This is a genomic window from Streptomyces sp. NPDC041713 (assembly GCF_055591085.1).
This window is the reverse complement of the sequence record NZ_JBVIZY010000009.1, coordinates 113030-129098: the sequence shown is the minus strand read 5'-3', so window position 1 is coordinate 129098 and position 16069 is coordinate 113030. Positions and strand designations below refer to the sequence as shown.

The window sequence follows — 16069 nt, the reverse complement described above, 5'->3', positions numbered from 1 at the left end:
CACGCCTCACGAACAACATTGCTACAGCGCGCTCGGTGCTCCGTGCGCACATACCCCCACGTCCCCTCCCGAGCGTGGGGCGGGTGCGGCCCGGTGGAGCCTGGCGGCCAAGCCGCTCAGGGGCGCGGGGAACTGCGCGATCGGCCACAGCGGGCCCGCACCCAAAAAGACGGCGACCCGGGACCCCCCTGGCGGCGAAGCCGCCCAGGGGCGCGGGGAACTGCGCGATCGGCCACAGCGGGCCCGCAGCCGGACGGGGGACAGGAAAGGCCCCGCACCTTCGGCGGAACCGAAGACGCGGGGCCACGCCCAAGGGGTTCAAGCCCTCAGCCGAGATCGTGCATCCAGCCGTGCCGGTCCTCGGCCTTCCCCCGCTGGATGTCCAGCAGGGTCTCCCGGAGCCTCATCGTGACCTCGCCCGGCTCGCCGCCACTCTGCTGCCACTCGCCGCCGTTGCACTTGACCGTGCCGACGGGCGTGATGACCGCCGCCGTGCCGCAGGCGAAGACCTCGGTGAGGGTGCCGTTCTCGGAGTCGGTCTTCCACTGCTCGATGGAGACGCGGCCCTCCTCCGACGCGTACCCGAGGTCACGGGCGACCGACAGGAGCGAGTCGCGGGTGACGCCGGCGAGCAGGGAGCCCGTCAGGGTGGGGGTGACGATCCTGTCGCCGTACACGAAGTACAGGTTCATGCCGCCCAGTTCCTCGACCCACTTGTGCTCGACGGCGTCGAGGTAGGCGACCTGGTCGCAGCCCTTGGTGGCGGCCTCGGCCTGCGCGAGCAGCGACGCGGCGTAGTTGCCGCCGGTCTTGGCGTCGCCCACGCCGCCGGGGACGGCGCGCACGCGGTCCTCGGAGAGCCAGATGGAGACGGGCTTGACGCCACCGGGGAAGTACGCGCCCGCGGGCGAGGCGATGACGACGAAGAGGTACTCGTTGGCGGGCTTCACGCCCAGGCCGACCTCGGTGGCGATCATGAAGGGGCGCAGGTAGAGGGAGTCCTCGCTGCCGTGCTCGGGGACCCACGCCTTGTCCTGGCCGACCAGCAGGTCGCACGCCTCGATGAACGTCTCGACCGGCAGCTCCGGCATGGCGAGGCGGCGCGCGGAGGACTGGAAGCGGCGGGCGTTGGCGTCGGGGCGGAAGGTCGCCACCGTGCCGTCGGGCTGCCGGTAGGCCTTGAGGCCCTCGAAGATCTCCTGGGCGTAGTGCAGGACGTTCGTCGCCGGGTCGAGCGCCAGCGGGCCGTACGGCACCAGCTGGCCGTCGTGCCAGCCGCGGCCCTCCGTCCACTTGATCGTCACCATGTGATCGGTGAAGTGGCGGCCGAACCCGGGGTTCGCCAGGATCGCCTCGCGCTCGGCGGTGGCCAGCGGCGTCGAGGAGGGCTTCAGCTCGATGGTCGGCGTCGTCGTCATGAGTCCTACGTCCTTCACGTGTGATGGTGACGGACCGCGCTCCCGTCCGTACGCCCAGTACTAGGACGTCCGAGTTTCCCCGCGTCTGTCACGGCCCCTCGTTCGATTATCGCCCGTGGGGTCCCGCAGGAGAAACGGCAATGGTTGCGGCCCGAGGGTCGATAGTGACACCTGGGAGCGGATACGAGAAGCCGCCGGGCGTCTTGCGCGACCCGGCGGCTTCTGTGCGGTGTTCGAACTGCCGGGTCAGCCCGCCACGCGTACGGCGAGTGCGTCGCCGATCTGCTCGGTGCTGCGCACGGTGTCGCCGCGCTCGGCGAGGTCCGCGGCGACCGCGTCCTCGATGCGGACGGCCTCCGCCTCGTACCCGAGGTGGCGCAGCAGGAGACCGACGGAGAGGACGGTCGCCGTGGGGTCGGCCTTGCCCTGGCCCGCGATGTCCGGCGCCGAGCCGTGCACCGGCTCGAACATGGACGGGAACTCGCGGCTCGGGTTGATGTTCCCGGAGGCCGCGACGCCGATGCCGCCGGAGACGGCCGCGGCGAGGTCGGTGACGATGTCGCCGAAGAGGTTGTCGGTGACGATCACGTCGAAGCGGGCCGGGTCGGTGACGAGGTAGATCGTCGCGGCGTCGACGTGGATGTAGTCGGTGGTGACCTCGGGGAACTCCTCGGCCACCTTGTTGAAGGTGTTCGTCCAGAGGTGTCCGGCGTAGGTCAGCACGTTGTTCTTGTGGACCAGCGTCAGCTTCTTGCGCGGGCGGGCCTGGGCGCGCGCGAACGCGTCGCGGACCACGCGCTCCACGCCGAAGGCGGTGTTGACCGAGACCTCGGTGGCGACCTCGTGCGGGGTGCCGGTGCGGATGGTGCCGCCGTTGCCCGTGTACGGGCCTTCGGTGCCCTCGCGCACGACGACGAAGTCGATCTCCGGCTGTCCCGCGAGCGGAGTCGCGACACCCGGGAGCAGCTTCGACGGCCGCAGGTTGACGTGGTGGTCGAAGAGGAAGCGGAGCTTCAGCAGGAAACCGCGCTCCAGGACGCCGGACGGCACCGAGGGGTCGCCGATCGCACCCAGGAGGATCGCGTCGTGCTGCTTGAGCGCGGCCGCGTCGGCATCGGTGAGGGTCTCACCCGTGGCGTGGTACCGCTTGGCGCCGAAGTCGAATTCCTCCGTCTCCAGCTTCACGTCCTGCGGAAGGACGGCGTTGAGGACCTTGAGCCCCTGGGCCACGACCTCTGGGCCGATGCCGTCTCCGGGGATGACTGCGAGATTGATGCTGCGACTGGCCGACATGCCGGCAGCCTACTCGCCGTCCCACGGGATGACACGCGCTGTCCGGCATGTGGACGCCTCTCGCCGTGTCTCGCCCGCCATCGCCCCGACACCCCCTCTTCACCCGAGCGTAGGCGAGGAGTTGGGGTTCGCTGGGAACTTTCCCGGCATGGACACACCCGACGTCGGCATTCCGGAGCGGCTCGCGGCCCGCATGAGCATGCCCGAGCAGCACGCGTACCTGCGCGGGAAGCTGTCCCGCCGCAGGGTGCTCGCCGGTTCGTTCGCGGCGGCCGGGGCGGTAGGCGGCGTGGGGCTGCTCGCGGGCAGTTCGGGCACGGCGAGCGGAGCGGGCTCTCCCGCGGCGGCGTCGTCCACCGCGCCCCGCGCCGCGGTGCGCGTCGACGGCCGGCTCGTGGCCCCCTTCGGGCGGCATCTCGCCTTCGGCGCCGACCCGAGGACGCAGATGCGGATCTCCTGGCAGGTGCCGCTCGCCGTGCGCTCGCCGTACGTACGGGTGGGCACGCGCCCCTGGGAGCTGGGCCACAAGATCGAGGCGGAGGTGCGCGACCTGCACACGCCGTCGCTGTCGAAGAAGCTGCCGGCGGTCGAGCAGTACTACCTGCACGCCGCGCTCGACGGCCTCACCCCCGGCACCACGTACTACTACGGCGTCGGCCACGACGGCTTCGACCCGGCGTCGCCCGACCGGATGGCCACGGTCGGCTCGTTCAGGACCGCGCCCGCGCGGCCGGAGAGCTTCGTCTTCACCGCCTTCGGCGACCAGGGCGTCAGCGCGCACGCCCTCGCCAACGACCAGCTGATCCTGGGCCAGAATCCGGCCTTCCATCTGCACGCCGGCGACCTCTGCTACGCGGACACCACCGGGCACGGCAAGGAGAGCGACACCTACGACGCGCGGGTGTGGGACACCTTCCTCGCGCAGACCGAGTCGGTGGCGCGGCAGGTGCCGTGGATGGTGACCACCGGCAACCACGACATGGAGGCGTGGTACTCGCCGAACGGGTACGGCGGGCAGTACGCCCGCTGGTCGCTGCCCGACAACGGCTTCGACCCGAAGCTCGCGCCGGGCGTCTACTCCTTCCGCTACGGGAACGTCGGTGTCGTCGCGCTCGACGCCAACGACGTCTCGTACGAGATACCCGCCAACCGCGGCTACACCGACGGACGGCAGACGGCCTGGCTCGACCGGCGGCTGCGCGAGCTGCGCGCGGATCCGGCCGTCGACTTCGTGGTGGTCTTCTTCCACCACTGCGCGTACTCGACGTCGACGCACGCCTCCGACGGCGGGGTGCGCGACGCGTGGCTCGAGCTGTTCACGCGGTACCAGGTGGACCTGGTCGTCAACGGCCACAACCACGTCTACGAACGCACCGACGCCATCAGGGACGGCGAGGTCGGCAGGCCCGTGCCGGTCGGCGCGTCGACCGATCCGACGCGCGACGGCATCGTGTACGTCACCGCGGGCGGCGCGGGCAAGGACCTGTACGGCTTCGGCCCCGGGGTGAAGGACAGCTACGAGGGCCACGTCCACGATCGCGACCATGTCGCGACCTTCCACTGGACGCGGTCCCGGCGGCCCGACCCGGACACCGTGGAGTGGTCACGGGTGCGCTACACCGGCTACTCGTTCCTCGCGGTGGAGGTGACGGCCGGGGCGCACCCGAGACTCTCGGTCTCCGCGCTCGCCGGGACCGGCGAGCGCATCGACCACTTCGAGGTCGTACGCGCGGATCAGTGACCCGTCTCGCCGCCGTTGTCACGGCGGTCGAGGGCGCGCTGGAGGGCGGCGGCGGCGTTCTTGCGCTCGGAATCGGTGGTACGGGAGACGTGACGGACTCGGCGGGCGGTCGTCTCGGCCATGGGAAGTCCACTCCTTGAGGGAAGGGTGCTTTTCGAGACTCCCCCACTGCGTGCGGCGTGGGGGCACCCCCAACGAGGCGGGGAGCAACGGAGCGGCAGGGTTCGCCTGCGTGAGGCTCCGGCTCACGACCGCCATTCGCTTGATCGAGCGAGACGTTCGGCTCTACCAAGCTAAGGGAGGACGGAGCGTCTGTCTCCACGATTACTCGGACTTCCTACTATCTGAGACGGAGACCACCCGGGGCACGGGGGCGGGCGCCTCAGTAGACGTCCCCGTCCCGCCAGTCGATGAGGAACGCGTGCGCCGGGTCGAGGTCCGCGCCCCACAGGAGCGGCGGCTCCTCGTCCGGCATGCGGACGACGCCGGACGGGCCGAGCGCGCCGACCGCGCCCTTCCACTCCCGCCAGCCGCGCCCGAGGTAGAGCCGCGCTCCCGCGTCGGACGCGGAGAGCGCGCCCAGCTCGTACGCCCCGTCGATGACGCGCTCCAGGGCGTCCATCACCTGCCCGCCGAGGCCCTGCCGCTGCCGGTCGGGGCGGACGGCGACCGCTTCGACGTACCCGATGCGCCGGGAACGGCCGGCGTGCAGGACCCGGCGCTGGACCACCGAGCCGTGTGCGAGGAGGGTGCCCGTCCCGTCGTGGATCAGGGCGTGCATGCCGCCCAGGCCGTGCTCCCAGTCGTGGTCGTCGAAGTCCCCGTCGAAGGCCTCGTCCATCAGGGCCCGTGCGGCGCGCAGTTCGGCCGGCGACAGCTCGCTGGTGTGGGCGGTGCGCAGGGGATTCACGGTGGTGTGCGAGGAGTTCACGTCCTCACCGTACTCAGCCCGCATCTGAGTACGCACCCCGATTTGCCCGGGACCGGACAGCGGCAGAGTCGGTGCCATGAACGGCCTCTACGCTCTCAAGCCCTGGTACGCCGAGACGTTGTCCGGCGTGCGGGCCGCGCTCGTCCGGCGCGAGGTGTCGCCGGACGCCCTCACGCTGGCGGGCGTGGTCTGCGCGGCGGGCGCCGCCGCCGCGCTGGCCCTGCTGCCCTCCGGCTGGTCGGCGCCGCCGGTCGCGGTGCTGCTCGCCGCCCGCCTCGCCTTCGCCAACCTCGACGGCGCGCTGGCCCGGGACACGGGCCGCACGACCCGCAGGGGCGCGCTGCTCAACGAACTGGGCGACCGGGCGGCCGACTTGGTGGTCCTCGCGGGCTTCCTGCCGCTGGCCCCGCTGTGGCTGGTGGCGACGGCGGGCCTGGCGGCGACGCTGCCGTCCTGGGTCTCCCTCGCGGGCGCGGCGGCGGGCGCGGGCCGCCTGAACGGCGGCCCGGTCGGCAAGACGGAGCGCTGCGCCCTGGCCGTGCTCGCGGCGGCGTCGGGCTGGTGCACACCGATCCTCGTGACGGTGGCGGCGGGCTCCGCACTGACGGCGTGCCTGCGACTGGCGCGGCTGTGGCGGGAGTTGGCCGCGGACGCACCCGCGGAGGCCGCGGTGCCGGGTGGTGTGCGATGAGCGCGGCGGTCCTCGCCGGGGAGGCGGCGGGGCGGGCCCTGCCTGTGGTGGCCGGCGTGCTGAGAGCGGGCGGGGTCGCGCTCGCCGCGGCAACGGGCGGTGCGCGATGAGCGCGGCGATCCTCGCGGGGGAAGCGGCGGGGCGGGCCCTGCCTGTCGTAGCCGGCGTGCTGGGAGCGGGCGGGGTCGCGCTCGCCGCGGCAACGGGCGGTGTGCGATGAGCGCGGCGATCCTCGCCGGGGAGGCGGCGGGGCGGGGCCTGCCTGTCGTGGTCAGTGTGCTGGGGGTGGGCGGGGCCGCGGTCGCCGCGGCAACGGGCGGTGTGCGATGAGCGCGGCGATCCTCGCGGGGGAAGCGGCGGGGCGGGCTCTGCCTGTCGTGGTCGGCGTGCTGGGGGTGGGCGGGGTCGCCGTCGCCGCGTTGCCCTCTCGGGTGCGGATGCGGGGTGAGTTGTGCAAGCGGTGGCGGAGTTGGGCCGTGGCCGCTCCGCTCTTCCTCGGGGCGTTTCTCCTCCGGGGCGTTCGCGCTGGCGGCCGGGCTCGGGGTGGTCGCGGCCGGCGAGTACGCCCGGATGGCCGCGCTGCCCCGGGGCGAACGCGCGGTGCTCGGGGCGGCGGCCGTGGCGGTGCCCGGAGTCGCGTGGGCCGCGCCCGGCGCGCTCGGGCTTCGGGCAGCCTGCCTGCTCCTGGTCGCCGCCGCCGCGGTCGCCCTCCTTTCCGGTGACACGGAAAGGGGCTTCACGCGCGCGTGCCGCACGCTCTTCGGGCTCCTGTGGATCCCGGTGCCGCTGAGCGGACTCGTCCTGCTCGGGGACACGGCCGTGGCGGTGGGCGTCGCGGTGGCGTTCGGCGACGTGGGCGCGTGGTGCGGCGGCACGGCGCTCGGCCGCCGGGGCCCGTTGTCCCGCGCGCTGTCGCCCCTGTCACCCCGCAAGACGTGGGCCGGGGTCGTCGGGGCCGCCGTCGCGACGGGCGCCGCGCTGGTCGCCGTCGGCGCGTTCTCCCCCGTCCTGTGGGCGGCGGTCCTCGTCGGCGGCGTCCTCGGCGACCTCCTGGAGTCGATGGTCAAGCGGGAGGCGGGCGTGAAGGACGCGGGCAGCTGGCTGCCGGGCTTCGGCGGGCTCCTCGACCGGATCGACTCGCTGCTGGTGGCGCTGTTGCTGACGATGGTGGTGACGCTGTGAGGACGAAGAAGACGTCAAATCCCGGGCTGCTGAGCCCTGTTGAGGTGGCCACCGCACCCCGGCCCTCCCTGTCCGCCGTCCTCCGCCGCGCCCTGTGGTGGACCCTACTCACCCTCACCGGCGGCGTGGAGCGGCGCGGCCGGCTTCCGCGCGGCGGGTGCGTGGTCGTCGCCAACCACTCCTCCCACGCCGACACCGCGGCGCTGCTCGCCGCGCTGGACGCCCGCCACTCCCCCGCGATCGGCGCCGCCGCCGACTACTGGTTCGCCTCGCCGTGGCGACGGCGGATCTGCAGCCGCCTGGCCGCGGGCTTCCCGGTGCGCCGCACCGGCGGCGGCCTGGACGACCTGCTGTCCCGCGCCGCCGACCTGCGGGCGGGCCGCGCCGTCGTCCTCTTCCCGGAAGGCACCCGCGCGCGGGACGGCGAACTCGGCTCCTTCCACCGCGGCGCCCTCGTCCTCGCGGAGCACGCGCGCGTGCCCGTCGTCCCGGTGGCCATCGCGGGCACGGACCGGCTGCTGCCCAAGCACGGCAGGCTCCGCCCCGCCCTGGTGCGGGTCGCCGTCGGCGCCCCGCTGCCCGCGTCGGCCACCCCGGAGGAGGCCCGCGACGCGGTGGCTGCGCTGCGGCGCCGTACAGTCGGCGAACCCCTCGCCGACTCCCGCGCGCGCAAGCGGGTCGCCGCGGTCGCCGGGTCCCGCGCGGGCCTCGCACTCGGTTTCGCGTGGGCCTGCGCGGAGGCGCTCAGCTGGCCGCTGATGCCGGAGCTGTTCCTGGCCGTGACGTGTGCGGCGGTCCCGCGCCGCGCCCTGAAACTGTCGCTCGCGGCGCTCGCGGGCAGCCTCGCCGGCGGACTCCTTGCCCTCCAACTGGCGGCCAGCGGCGTGCAGTTGCCGCAGCCGCTCACCACCGACCGGATGCGTTCGCAGGTGCGGCACGAGTTCTCCGCCGAGTCGGCGGCCGCCGTCCGCCACCAGCCGTGGAACGGCATCCCCTTCAAGGTGTACGCACGCGAGGCCGGCCGCGCCGACGTCGCGCCGTCCGCCTGGCTGGCCCGCTCGGCGCTCTCCCGGGGCTCCCGCACCCTCACCGCGGGACTCGCGTTCGGGGCGTTCGGGTTCCTCGCGCACCGGCTGCGGCGGCGCTACGGGCTGTATCTGGCGCTCCTCGCGGGCGGCTTCACCACCGGGCTCTCGCTCGTCGTGGCGGGCTGGAGCTGACCGGGCCGTTCCGGCCGACGCGGGGCCGGAATTGGTCTGCACCATGGCGCTCGGGCCGCCTCCCGGAGCAGAATCCGACCATGTCTGAGACCGCGCAGCAGCGACCGTGGACCCCCATCCACGGCGAGCCCTACCGCTCCGTCCCGTACCGGCCCGCCCGCATGCCGGAGACCCAATCCCTCGCGCAGGCAGCCGAGTTGCGGGAGCGGATGGACGAACGGCGGACCGTACGCCAGTTCGCCCCGGACCCCGTGCCCACCCAGGTGGTCCGCGACGCCATCGCCTGCGCCGCGACGGCGCCGTCCGGCGCGCACCAGCAGCCGTGGACGTTCGTCCTCGTCCAGGACCCGGAGATACGCCGCCGCATCCGAGAGGCCGCCGAGCACGAGGAGCAGATCTCCTACGACGGCCGGCTCGGCGAGGAGTGGCTCGCGGCCCTGCGCCCGCTCGGCACGGACGAGGTGAAGCCGCACCTCACCGACGCCCCCGCGCTGATCGTCATCTTCCAGCAGCGCTACTGGCTGGGCGAGGACGGCACCAAGCACAAGCACTACTACGTCGACGAGTCGGTCGGCATCGCGGTGGGAATGCTGCTCTCCGCGCTGCACCTGTCCGGCCTGGCGGCGCTGATCCACACGCCGAGCCCGATGCGGTTCCTGCGCGAGGTGCTCGGCCGCCCGGAGAACGAGAAGGCGTTCGCGGTGATCCCGGTGGGCTATCCGGCGCCGGACTGCCGGGTCCCCGACCTCGTACGCAAGTCCCTCGACCAGGTGCTCGTGGAGGTCTGAGCGCAGACCCCCGAACAGGCCACGCCCGGCGGCGCCCCCGGTACGGTCGGGATCATGACCTCGACTCCCTCTCGCAGAACGCTCCTGGGAGCCGCCGCCGCGGCCCCCGCGCTCCTCTCCATGGCCGGCGCCGCACCCGCGGCGGGCGCACCGGCCTCCGGCCCGGACGCCGCCCCGCGCGACGTGCACCGGCGCCTGCGCGACCTGGAGAAGAGCTACCCGGGCCGCATCGGCGTGCACGCCCTCGACACCGGCACCGGCGCCACCGTCGGCTACCGCGCCCACGAACTCTTCGCGCTCGCCTCGACGTTCAAGGTGCTGGCCGGTGCGGCCGTCCTGCGCAGGTCGCGCGAGCAGGAGCCGGGCCTGCTCGACGTCCTGGTCCGGTACGGACGCGACGACCTCGTCGACCACTCGCCGCGCACCGAGCTGCACCTCGCGACCGGCATGACCGTACGGGAGTTGTGCGACGCGGCCATCACGTACAGCGACAACAGCGCCGCCAACCTGGTGCTGCGGCGGATCGGCGGCCCGTCCGGCATCACGGACTTCGCGCGTTCGCTCGGCGACTCCCGTACCCGCCTCGACCGGTGGGAGACCGACCTCAACAGCAACATTCCCGGCGACCGCCGCGACACGACCACGCCCGCCGCGATGACGGCGAACCTGCACAAGCTCGTCGTCGGCGACGCCCTCCACCCGCTCGACCGGGGCCAGTTGACCCGCTGGCTCGTGGAGAACACCACCGGCGACAAGCGGATCCGCGCCGGGCTCCCGAAGGGCTGGCGGGTCGGCGACAAGACCGGCTCGCCCGCGTACGGCGGCGTCAACGACGTCGCGGTGGCCTGGCCGCCCAAGGGCGCGCCCCTGGTGATCTCCGTCTACACGACCCGCCTCGACCCGGACACCCCCGGCGAGGACCGGATCGCCGAGGACATCACCCGGACCGTCGTGGACGCACTCATCTGACCCCGGAGACGACACCGCCTCCGACCGGGGTGGGGCCCAGGTCGGAGGCGGGGTTCAGGGGCGGGCCGCGAAGGCCCGCGGCGGGCGTCAGCCCATGTGCGGGTAGCCGTACTCGGTCGGCGGGACCAGCGTCTCCTTGATGGCGCGGGTCAGCGTCCAGCGCTGCAGGTTCTGCGGGGCGCCGGCCTTGTCGTTGGTGCCGGAGCCGCGGCCGCCGCCGAAGGGCTGCTGGCCGACGACGGCGCCGGTCGACTTGTCGTTGATGTAGAAGTTGCCCGCGGCGTAGCGGAGCTTCTCCATCGTGTACGCGGCGGCCGCGCGGTCGTTCGCGATGACCGAGCCGGTGAGCGCGTAGTCGGAGACCGACTCCATCTGGGCCAGCATCTCGTCGTACTTCTCGTCGTCGTAGACGTGGACCGCCAGGAACGGGCCGAAGTATTCGGTGGTGAAGACCTCGTTGGCCGGGTCGGTGCACTCGACGACGGTCGGGCGCACGAAGTAGCCGACGGAGTCGTCGTACGTGCCGCCGGCGACGATCGTGCAGGTGTCGTCGGACTTGGCGCGGTCGATGGCCGCCTTGTTCTTGGCGAACGCGCGCTCGTCGATGACGGCGCCGATGAAGTTCGACAGGTCGGTGACGTCACCCATCTTGATGCCGTCGACCTCGGCCGCGAACTCCTCCTTGAACCCGTCGTTCCAGATGGACGCGGGGACGTAGGCGCGCGAGGTGGCGGAGCACTTCTGGCCCTGGAACTCGAAGGAGCCGCGGGTCAGCGCGGTCTTCAGGATCGCGCGGTCGGCGCTCGGGTGCGCGACGACGAAGTCCTTGCCACCCGTCTCGCCGACGAGGCGGGGGTAGGTGCGGTACTTCTTGATGTTCTCGCCGACCGTCTTCCACAGGTGCTGGAAGGTCGGGGTGGAGCCGGTGAAGTGGATGCCGGCCAGGTCGCGGTGGTTCAGGGCGACCTCGGAGACGGCGATGCCGTCACCGGTGACGAGGTTGATGACGCCCTTGGGGAGACCGGCCTCCTCCAGGAGCTGCATGAGCAGCACGGCGGCGTGGGTCTGCGTCGGGGACGGCTTCCACACGACCACGTTGCCCATCAGGGCCGGGGCGGTGGGGAGGTTGCCCGCGATGGCGGTGAAGTTGAACGGCGTGATCGCGTAGACGAAGCCCTCGAGCGGGCGGTGGTCCAGGCGGTTCCAGACGCCGGTGGCGTTGGCCGGGGGCTGCTCGGCGAGCAGGTCACGGGCGTACTTGACGTTGAAGCGCCAGAAGTCGACGAGCTCGCACGGGGTGTCGATCTCGGCCTGCTGGGCGGTCTTGGACTGGCCGAGCATCGTGGAGGCGGCCAGGGTCTCGCGCCACGTGGTGGAGAGCAGCTCGGCGGCGCGCAGGATGATCGCGGCGCGGTCGTCGAACGACATGGCGCGCCACGCCGGGGCGGCGGCCAGGGCGGCGTCGATCGCGTCCTGGGCGTCCTGCTGGGTGGCGCCGCGGCCGGTGCCGATGACGGACTTGTGGTTGTGCGGCTGCACGACCTGGAAGGGCTCGCCGCCCCCGAGGCGCTTGACGCCACCGATGGTCATCGGCAGCTCGATCGGGTTCTCGGCCAGCTCCTTGAGCTTGGTCTCGAGGCGGGCGCGCTCCGGGGAGCCGGGCGCGTAGCCGTGCACCGGCTCGTTGACCGGCGCGGGGACCTGGGTCACAGCGTCCATGAGTTCCGTATCTCCTTAAGGGGGGTCGGGGGAAGGGAGCTCAGCCCTTGGTGAGGATGGAGCGGCCGAAGAAGAGGAGGTTCGCCGGCTTCTCCGCGAGACGGCGCATGAAGTAGCCGTACCAGTCGGTGCCGTAGGCGGTGTACACGCGCATCCGGTGGCCTTCGGCGGCGAGCCGCAGGTGCTCGTCGCTGCGGATGCCGTACAGCATCTGGAATTCGTACTCGTCCAGTTTGCGCCCGGCGCGGCGCGCGAGCTCCTGGGCGATGGCGATGAGGCGCGGGTCGTGGGACCCGATCATCGGGTAGCCCTCGCCCTCCATCAGGATGCGCAGGATACGGACGTACGCCTTGTCGATCTCGGCCTTGTCCTGGTACGCGACCTCGGCGGGCTCTTTGTAGGCCCCCTTCACGATACGCACCCGGCTGCCGTTCGCGGCAAGGCGGCGGGCGTCGGCCTCGGTGCGGAAGAGGTAGGCCTGGATGACGCAGCCGGTCTGCGGGAAGTCCTTCCGCAGCTCGTCGTGGATGGCGAACATCGAGTCGAGGGTGGTGTGGTCCTCGGCGTCCAGGGTGACCGTGGTGCCGATGGCGGCGGCGGCCTCGACGACGGGGCGCACGTTGGCGAGGGCCAGCTCGTGGCCGCCCTCCAGCGCCTGGCCGAACATGGACAGCTTCACCGACATCTCGGCCTTGGTGCCGAGGCCGAGGTCCTTCAGGCGGTCGATGAGCGCCAGGTAGGCGTCGCGGGCGTCGTGCGACTGCTCGACGGTGGTGATGTCCTCACCCACGACGTCGAGGGTGACCTCCAGGCCCTTGTCGGCGGCGTCGACGATGATCGGGACGACCTGGTCGACGCTCTCACCGGCGATGAACCGGGCCACGACCTGCTTGGTGCCGGGAGCCGCCGAGACGAAACGGCGCATCTTGTCGCTGCGTGACGCGGCGAGAATCACGGGACCCAGCACGGGGCACCTCCACGGGTGTACGAAAACGGGTGCCTTACCGGCATAACCCCTCTCGGGGGCAAATGCGGCGGTACGGCACGGAGAACCACCGTGAAATCTAGGGATCACGCCGACCGCGAGCCATCGACACCTGTCACGCATCCGTGCCCTGGATCTCAGACAGATGTCTGAAGAAAACCGGGGGCTGCGGGAGAATGGGGTGGTGAAGGGTGACTACCAAGAACTGGTCGACGAGATCTCGGCGCTCCTCGGCGCCCCGGCGACCCTGGAGAACCGCGATTTCGAGCTGATCGCGTTCGGCGCGCACGACGGCGGCGGTGACGGCGACAGCGGCTTCGACGCGACCGTCCTGGACCCGGTCAGGACCCGTTCGATCCTGACCCGCCGGTCCACGGCCGAGGTCCGCTCCTGGTTCGAGAGCTTCGGCATCACCCGCGCGACGACGCCCGTCCGCATCCCGCCCACCCCGGAGGCGGGCGTCTACCGGGGCCGCGTCTGCCTGCCCGTACGCCATCGGGGGTTCGCCCTCGGATACGTGTGGCTGCTCGACGACGACCCGGGCCCGGGCGAGCAGCAGCTGACCGCCGCCATGGAGGTGGCCACCCGGATCGGCGCGCTGCTGGCCGACGAGGCGCAGGCGGGCGCCGATCTGACCCGGGAGTTCCGGGCGGTCCTGACGGCCGAGCGTGGCTGGCAGCGGGACATGGCGGTGGCCGCCCTGCGCACGGCGCTCGGCGCGCGCGGCGACGGCCTGCACGCGGTGGTGTGCGTGGCGCCGTGGCGCTCGGCGGACCCGGACGACGCCCCCGCCGCCCGTACGGTGCCGGGCGCGGCGGCGGTGTGCACGGTGCCGTGGGGCACGACCGCGCAGTCGCTGGCGGCCCTGGTCCGGCTGCGCTCGGCCGACGCGCTCTCTCCCGCGCACACGGCGGCGTCCCGCCTCCTCGACGCCGTGCCGGGCGCCGCGGCGGGGATCGCGGGGGCCCGGCACGGCCTGGAGGATCTGGGGGCGGCGTGGTGGGAGGCGTCGGGGGCGGCGCGCGCGGCGCTGGCGGAGCGGCGGTTCGCGCCGGTGGCGCAGTGGTCGGACGTGGGGCCCTACCGCCTGCTGACCGCGCTGCCCCCGGAGGCGGCGCACGACCCGGTGGCGCGGCAGCTCCTGGGCCCGGCCCACCGTGAACTGGCGCGCACCGCCGAGGTGTTCCTCGACTGCGCGGGCCAGGCGGGCCGTGCGGCGGCGGAGTTGGGCATCCACCGCCAGACGCTCTACTACCGCCTCTCGCGCGTGGAGCAGCTCACCGGCCTGGACCTGGACGACGGCGAGGACCGGCTGCTCCTGCACATGGTGCTGAAGTCTTCGCGGCTGTAAGGCCGTTGAGGGGTCAGATGGTGGTGGTGTCGAGGGCGGCGCTACCCGGGCGTGACCGTTGACGCCCGTGCCAGCGCGTCGACGGTGACGCCCACGACGGCCCGGAGCTGCGCGGGGCTCGCGCCGGCTCGGCTCATGACGGCGAGGGACTGGTTCACGGCGGCCACGTGTTCGGCGAAGGCGTCGGCGTCGCGGTCGGTGAGCCGCCCCGCCCTCAGCGCGGCGCGCAGCCGGGCGCGCTGGAAGCCCAGCGCCTCCTTGGCGCGGGCCGCGACGTGTTCGCTCAGCACCGGGACGGCCATGGCCGACTGGGCGATCAGGCATCCGTCCGGCAGTGCGGGATCGGCGATGCGGGCGAGGGTGACGTCGAAGAAGGCGCGGACGGCCGCCGAGGGGTCCGAGGCCGCGTCCGACAGGGCGGCGTCGTACTTCTCGCCGTAGCGCGCGGCGTAGCGGTCCAGACAGCGCAGGAAGAGCGTGTCCTTGCCGCCGAGCGAGGAGTAGATGGAGCTGCGGTTCAGGCCGGTCGCCCGGCACAGGTCGTCCAGCGAGGTGTCGGCGTACCCCGCCCGCCAGAACTGGAGCATCGCGGTGTCCAGCGCGGTGTCCATGTCGAACTGCTTCTTGCCTGCCACGTGGGGCTTCCTTGCCGGTGTGTCGGTGTCCGTGTCGCCCCTCATCCTATCTTGAACTAATCAGTTCAAGATGTGTTAGCGTCCGAGCCCCCGAGTCCCCCACGATCGACGGAGATCCTCGTGACCAACCCCGTCCCCGACCTGCCCCTGCATCACCTGGCGGGGTTCATGCACCGCTGGGTCGATGCCGACGGCGTCCGCCTCCATGCCGTCGACGGCGGCCGGCCGGGCGGCCCGGCCGTCGTCCTGCTCGCCGGTTTCCCGCAGACCTGGTGGGCCTGGCGCAAGGTCATGCCCGCCCTCGCCGACCGGTTCCGCGTCATCGCGGTCGACCTGCCGGGCCAGGGCCACTCCGAGCGGCCGGAGCGCGGTTACGACACGCACACGGTCGCCGCGCAGGTCCACGCCGCCGTCCGGGCCCTGGGGGTGTCGGCCTACTGGCTGGCCGCCCATGACGTCGGCGCCTGGGTGGCGTTCTCGCTCGCCCTCATACACGAGGACGGACCGCACGAGGACGGACCGCACGAGGACGGACCGCGCGGGGTCGCCCTGCTCGACGCCGGGATCCCCGGCATCACCCTCCCCGAGGCGATACCCACCGACCCGGACCGGGCGTGGAAGACCTGGCACTTCGCGTTCCATCTGGTGCCCGACCTGCCCGAGACGCTGCTCGCCGGCCGCGAACGGGAGTACGTGGCCTGGTTCCTGCGGATGAAATCCCTCTCCCCCGACACGTTCGACGACGCCGAGATCGACCACTACGCGGCGGCCCTCGCGGCCGACGGAGGCCTCCGCGCCTCCCTCGCCCACTACCGGGAGGCCGCCGAGTCGGCGCGCAGGAACCACGAGGCCCTGCAGCGGCGGCATCTGACCGTGCCCGTCCTCGGCATCTCCGGCAGCCACGGCTCCATCCCGGACATGGCGGCCTCCCTCAGCCCCTGGGCCGACCGCACCACGGGAGTCGTCGTGCCCGACGCGGGCCACTTCCTCCCCGACGAACAGCCCGAGGCGGTCGCCGCGGCCCTGGCCGGCTTCTTCCGCGACGGCGCCTGACGTCGCGAACACCCGCCCGAACGGTCACACCTGCGTAACCGCGGCCGCCCCCATGATCACCAGCAGGTACCGTCTCCCCGTCCGAACATTCAC

At 72.8% G+C, this 16069-nt stretch carries 15 protein-coding genes; 8 read left to right on the top strand and 7 right to left on the bottom strand.

Features of this window, described 5'->3' with window-relative positions:
- Window positions 1-326 precede the first annotated feature (326 nt).
- Window positions 327-1418 (bottom strand): branched-chain amino acid aminotransferase, encoded by a 1092-nt coding sequence (locus ACZ6CV_RS26075; protein WP_469253114.1) that lies wholly within the window; start codon window positions 1416-1418, stop codon window positions 327-329.
- Between the two features lie 246 nt (window positions 1419-1664).
- The gene (locus ACZ6CV_RS26070) at window positions 1665-2711 is read right to left on the bottom strand and encodes a 3-isopropylmalate dehydrogenase (protein ID WP_362373941.1); all 1047 of its coding nucleotides are present in this window, start codon (window positions 2709-2711) and stop codon (window positions 1665-1667) included.
- Window positions 2712-2859: 148 nt separating this feature from the next.
- Between ACZ6CV_RS26070 and ACZ6CV_RS26065 the strand changes: the two genes are divergently transcribed.
- Window positions 2860-4452: a purple acid phosphatase family protein gene (locus ACZ6CV_RS26065; protein WP_469253113.1), complete on the top strand. Its 1593-nt coding sequence runs from the start codon at window positions 2860-2862 to the stop codon at window positions 4450-4452.
- On the opposite strand, the gene ACZ6CV_RS26060 is transcribed toward ACZ6CV_RS26065, so the two are convergent.
- Both ACZ6CV_RS26060 and ACZ6CV_RS26055 read right to left on the bottom strand, forming a co-directional pair.
- The gene (locus ACZ6CV_RS26060; protein ID WP_355811527.1) at window positions 4446-4574 is read right to left on the bottom strand and encodes a hypothetical protein; all 129 of its coding nucleotides are present in this window, start codon (window positions 4572-4574) and stop codon (window positions 4446-4448) included. The two genes, ACZ6CV_RS26065 and ACZ6CV_RS26060, sit on opposite strands and share 7 nt — an antisense overlap.
- Before the next feature lie 260 nt (window positions 4575-4834).
- Window positions 4835-5383, bottom strand: a complete 549-nt coding sequence (locus ACZ6CV_RS26055; protein WP_469253112.1) for a GNAT family N-acetyltransferase — start codon at window positions 5381-5383, stop codon at window positions 4835-4837.
- A gap of 76 nt (window positions 5384-5459) precedes the next feature.
- Here ACZ6CV_RS26055 and ACZ6CV_RS26050 point away from each other — a divergent pair, with 76 nt between their 5' ends.
- The 5 genes from ACZ6CV_RS26050 to bla all read left to right on the top strand — a co-directional run bounded on the left by ACZ6CV_RS26050 (window position 5460) and on the right by bla (window position 10233).
- A complete protein-coding gene (locus tag ACZ6CV_RS26050; protein ID WP_469253111.1) occupies window positions 5460-6074 on the top strand; it encodes a CDP-alcohol phosphatidyltransferase family protein in 615 nt (204 codons plus the stop codon).
- A 444-nt stretch (window positions 6075-6518) separates the two neighbouring features.
- On the top strand, window positions 6519-7256 hold the full coding sequence (locus tag ACZ6CV_RS26045) for a phosphatidate cytidylyltransferase (protein WP_469253110.1): 738 nt from the start codon (window positions 6519-6521) through the stop codon (window positions 7254-7256).
- Window positions 7257-7300: 44 nt separating this feature from the next.
- A complete protein-coding gene (locus tag ACZ6CV_RS26040) occupies window positions 7301-8476 on the top strand; it encodes a lysophospholipid acyltransferase family protein (RefSeq protein WP_469253109.1) in 1176 nt (391 codons plus the stop codon).
- Between the two features lie 80 nt (window positions 8477-8556).
- On the top strand, window positions 8557-9264 hold the full coding sequence (locus tag ACZ6CV_RS26035) for a nitroreductase family protein (RefSeq protein ID WP_469253108.1): 708 nt from the start codon (window positions 8557-8559) through the stop codon (window positions 9262-9264).
- Window positions 9265-9318: 54 nt separating this feature from the next.
- Entirely contained in the window at window positions 9319-10233 is a 915-nt protein-coding gene (bla, locus tag ACZ6CV_RS26030) for a class A beta-lactamase (protein ID WP_469253107.1), read from the top strand.
- An 87-nt stretch (window positions 10234-10320) separates the two neighbouring features.
- On the opposite strand, the gene pruA is transcribed toward bla, so the two are convergent.
- Window positions 10321-11952 (bottom strand): L-glutamate gamma-semialdehyde dehydrogenase, encoded by a 1632-nt coding sequence (gene pruA / locus ACZ6CV_RS26025; RefSeq protein WP_362373927.1) that lies wholly within the window; start codon window positions 11950-11952, stop codon window positions 10321-10323.
- 40 nt (window positions 11953-11992) lie between these two features.
- Window positions 11993-12919 carry a proline dehydrogenase family protein gene (locus ACZ6CV_RS26020; RefSeq protein ID WP_469253106.1) on the bottom strand — a complete coding sequence of 309 codons (927 nt, stop codon included), beginning with the start codon at window positions 12917-12919 and terminating at the stop codon, window positions 11993-11995.
- A gap of 163 nt (window positions 12920-13082) precedes the next feature.
- Here ACZ6CV_RS26020 and ACZ6CV_RS26015 point away from each other — a divergent pair, with 163 nt between their 5' ends.
- Window positions 13083-14288, top strand: a complete 1206-nt coding sequence (locus ACZ6CV_RS26015) for a PucR family transcriptional regulator (RefSeq protein WP_469253105.1) — start codon at window positions 13083-13085, stop codon at window positions 14286-14288.
- Between the two features lie 41 nt (window positions 14289-14329).
- On the opposite strand, the gene ACZ6CV_RS26010 is transcribed toward ACZ6CV_RS26015, so the two are convergent.
- Window positions 14330-14923 carry a TetR/AcrR family transcriptional regulator gene (locus ACZ6CV_RS26010; RefSeq protein WP_469253104.1) on the bottom strand — a complete coding sequence of 198 codons (594 nt, stop codon included), beginning with the start codon at window positions 14921-14923 and terminating at the stop codon, window positions 14330-14332.
- 168 nt (window positions 14924-15091) lie between these two features.
- Here ACZ6CV_RS26010 and ACZ6CV_RS26005 point away from each other — a divergent pair, with 168 nt between their 5' ends.
- A complete protein-coding gene (locus ACZ6CV_RS26005) occupies window positions 15092-15976 on the top strand; it encodes an alpha/beta fold hydrolase (protein ID WP_469253239.1) in 885 nt (294 codons plus the stop codon).
- Window positions 15977-16069: the final 93 nt, after the last annotated feature.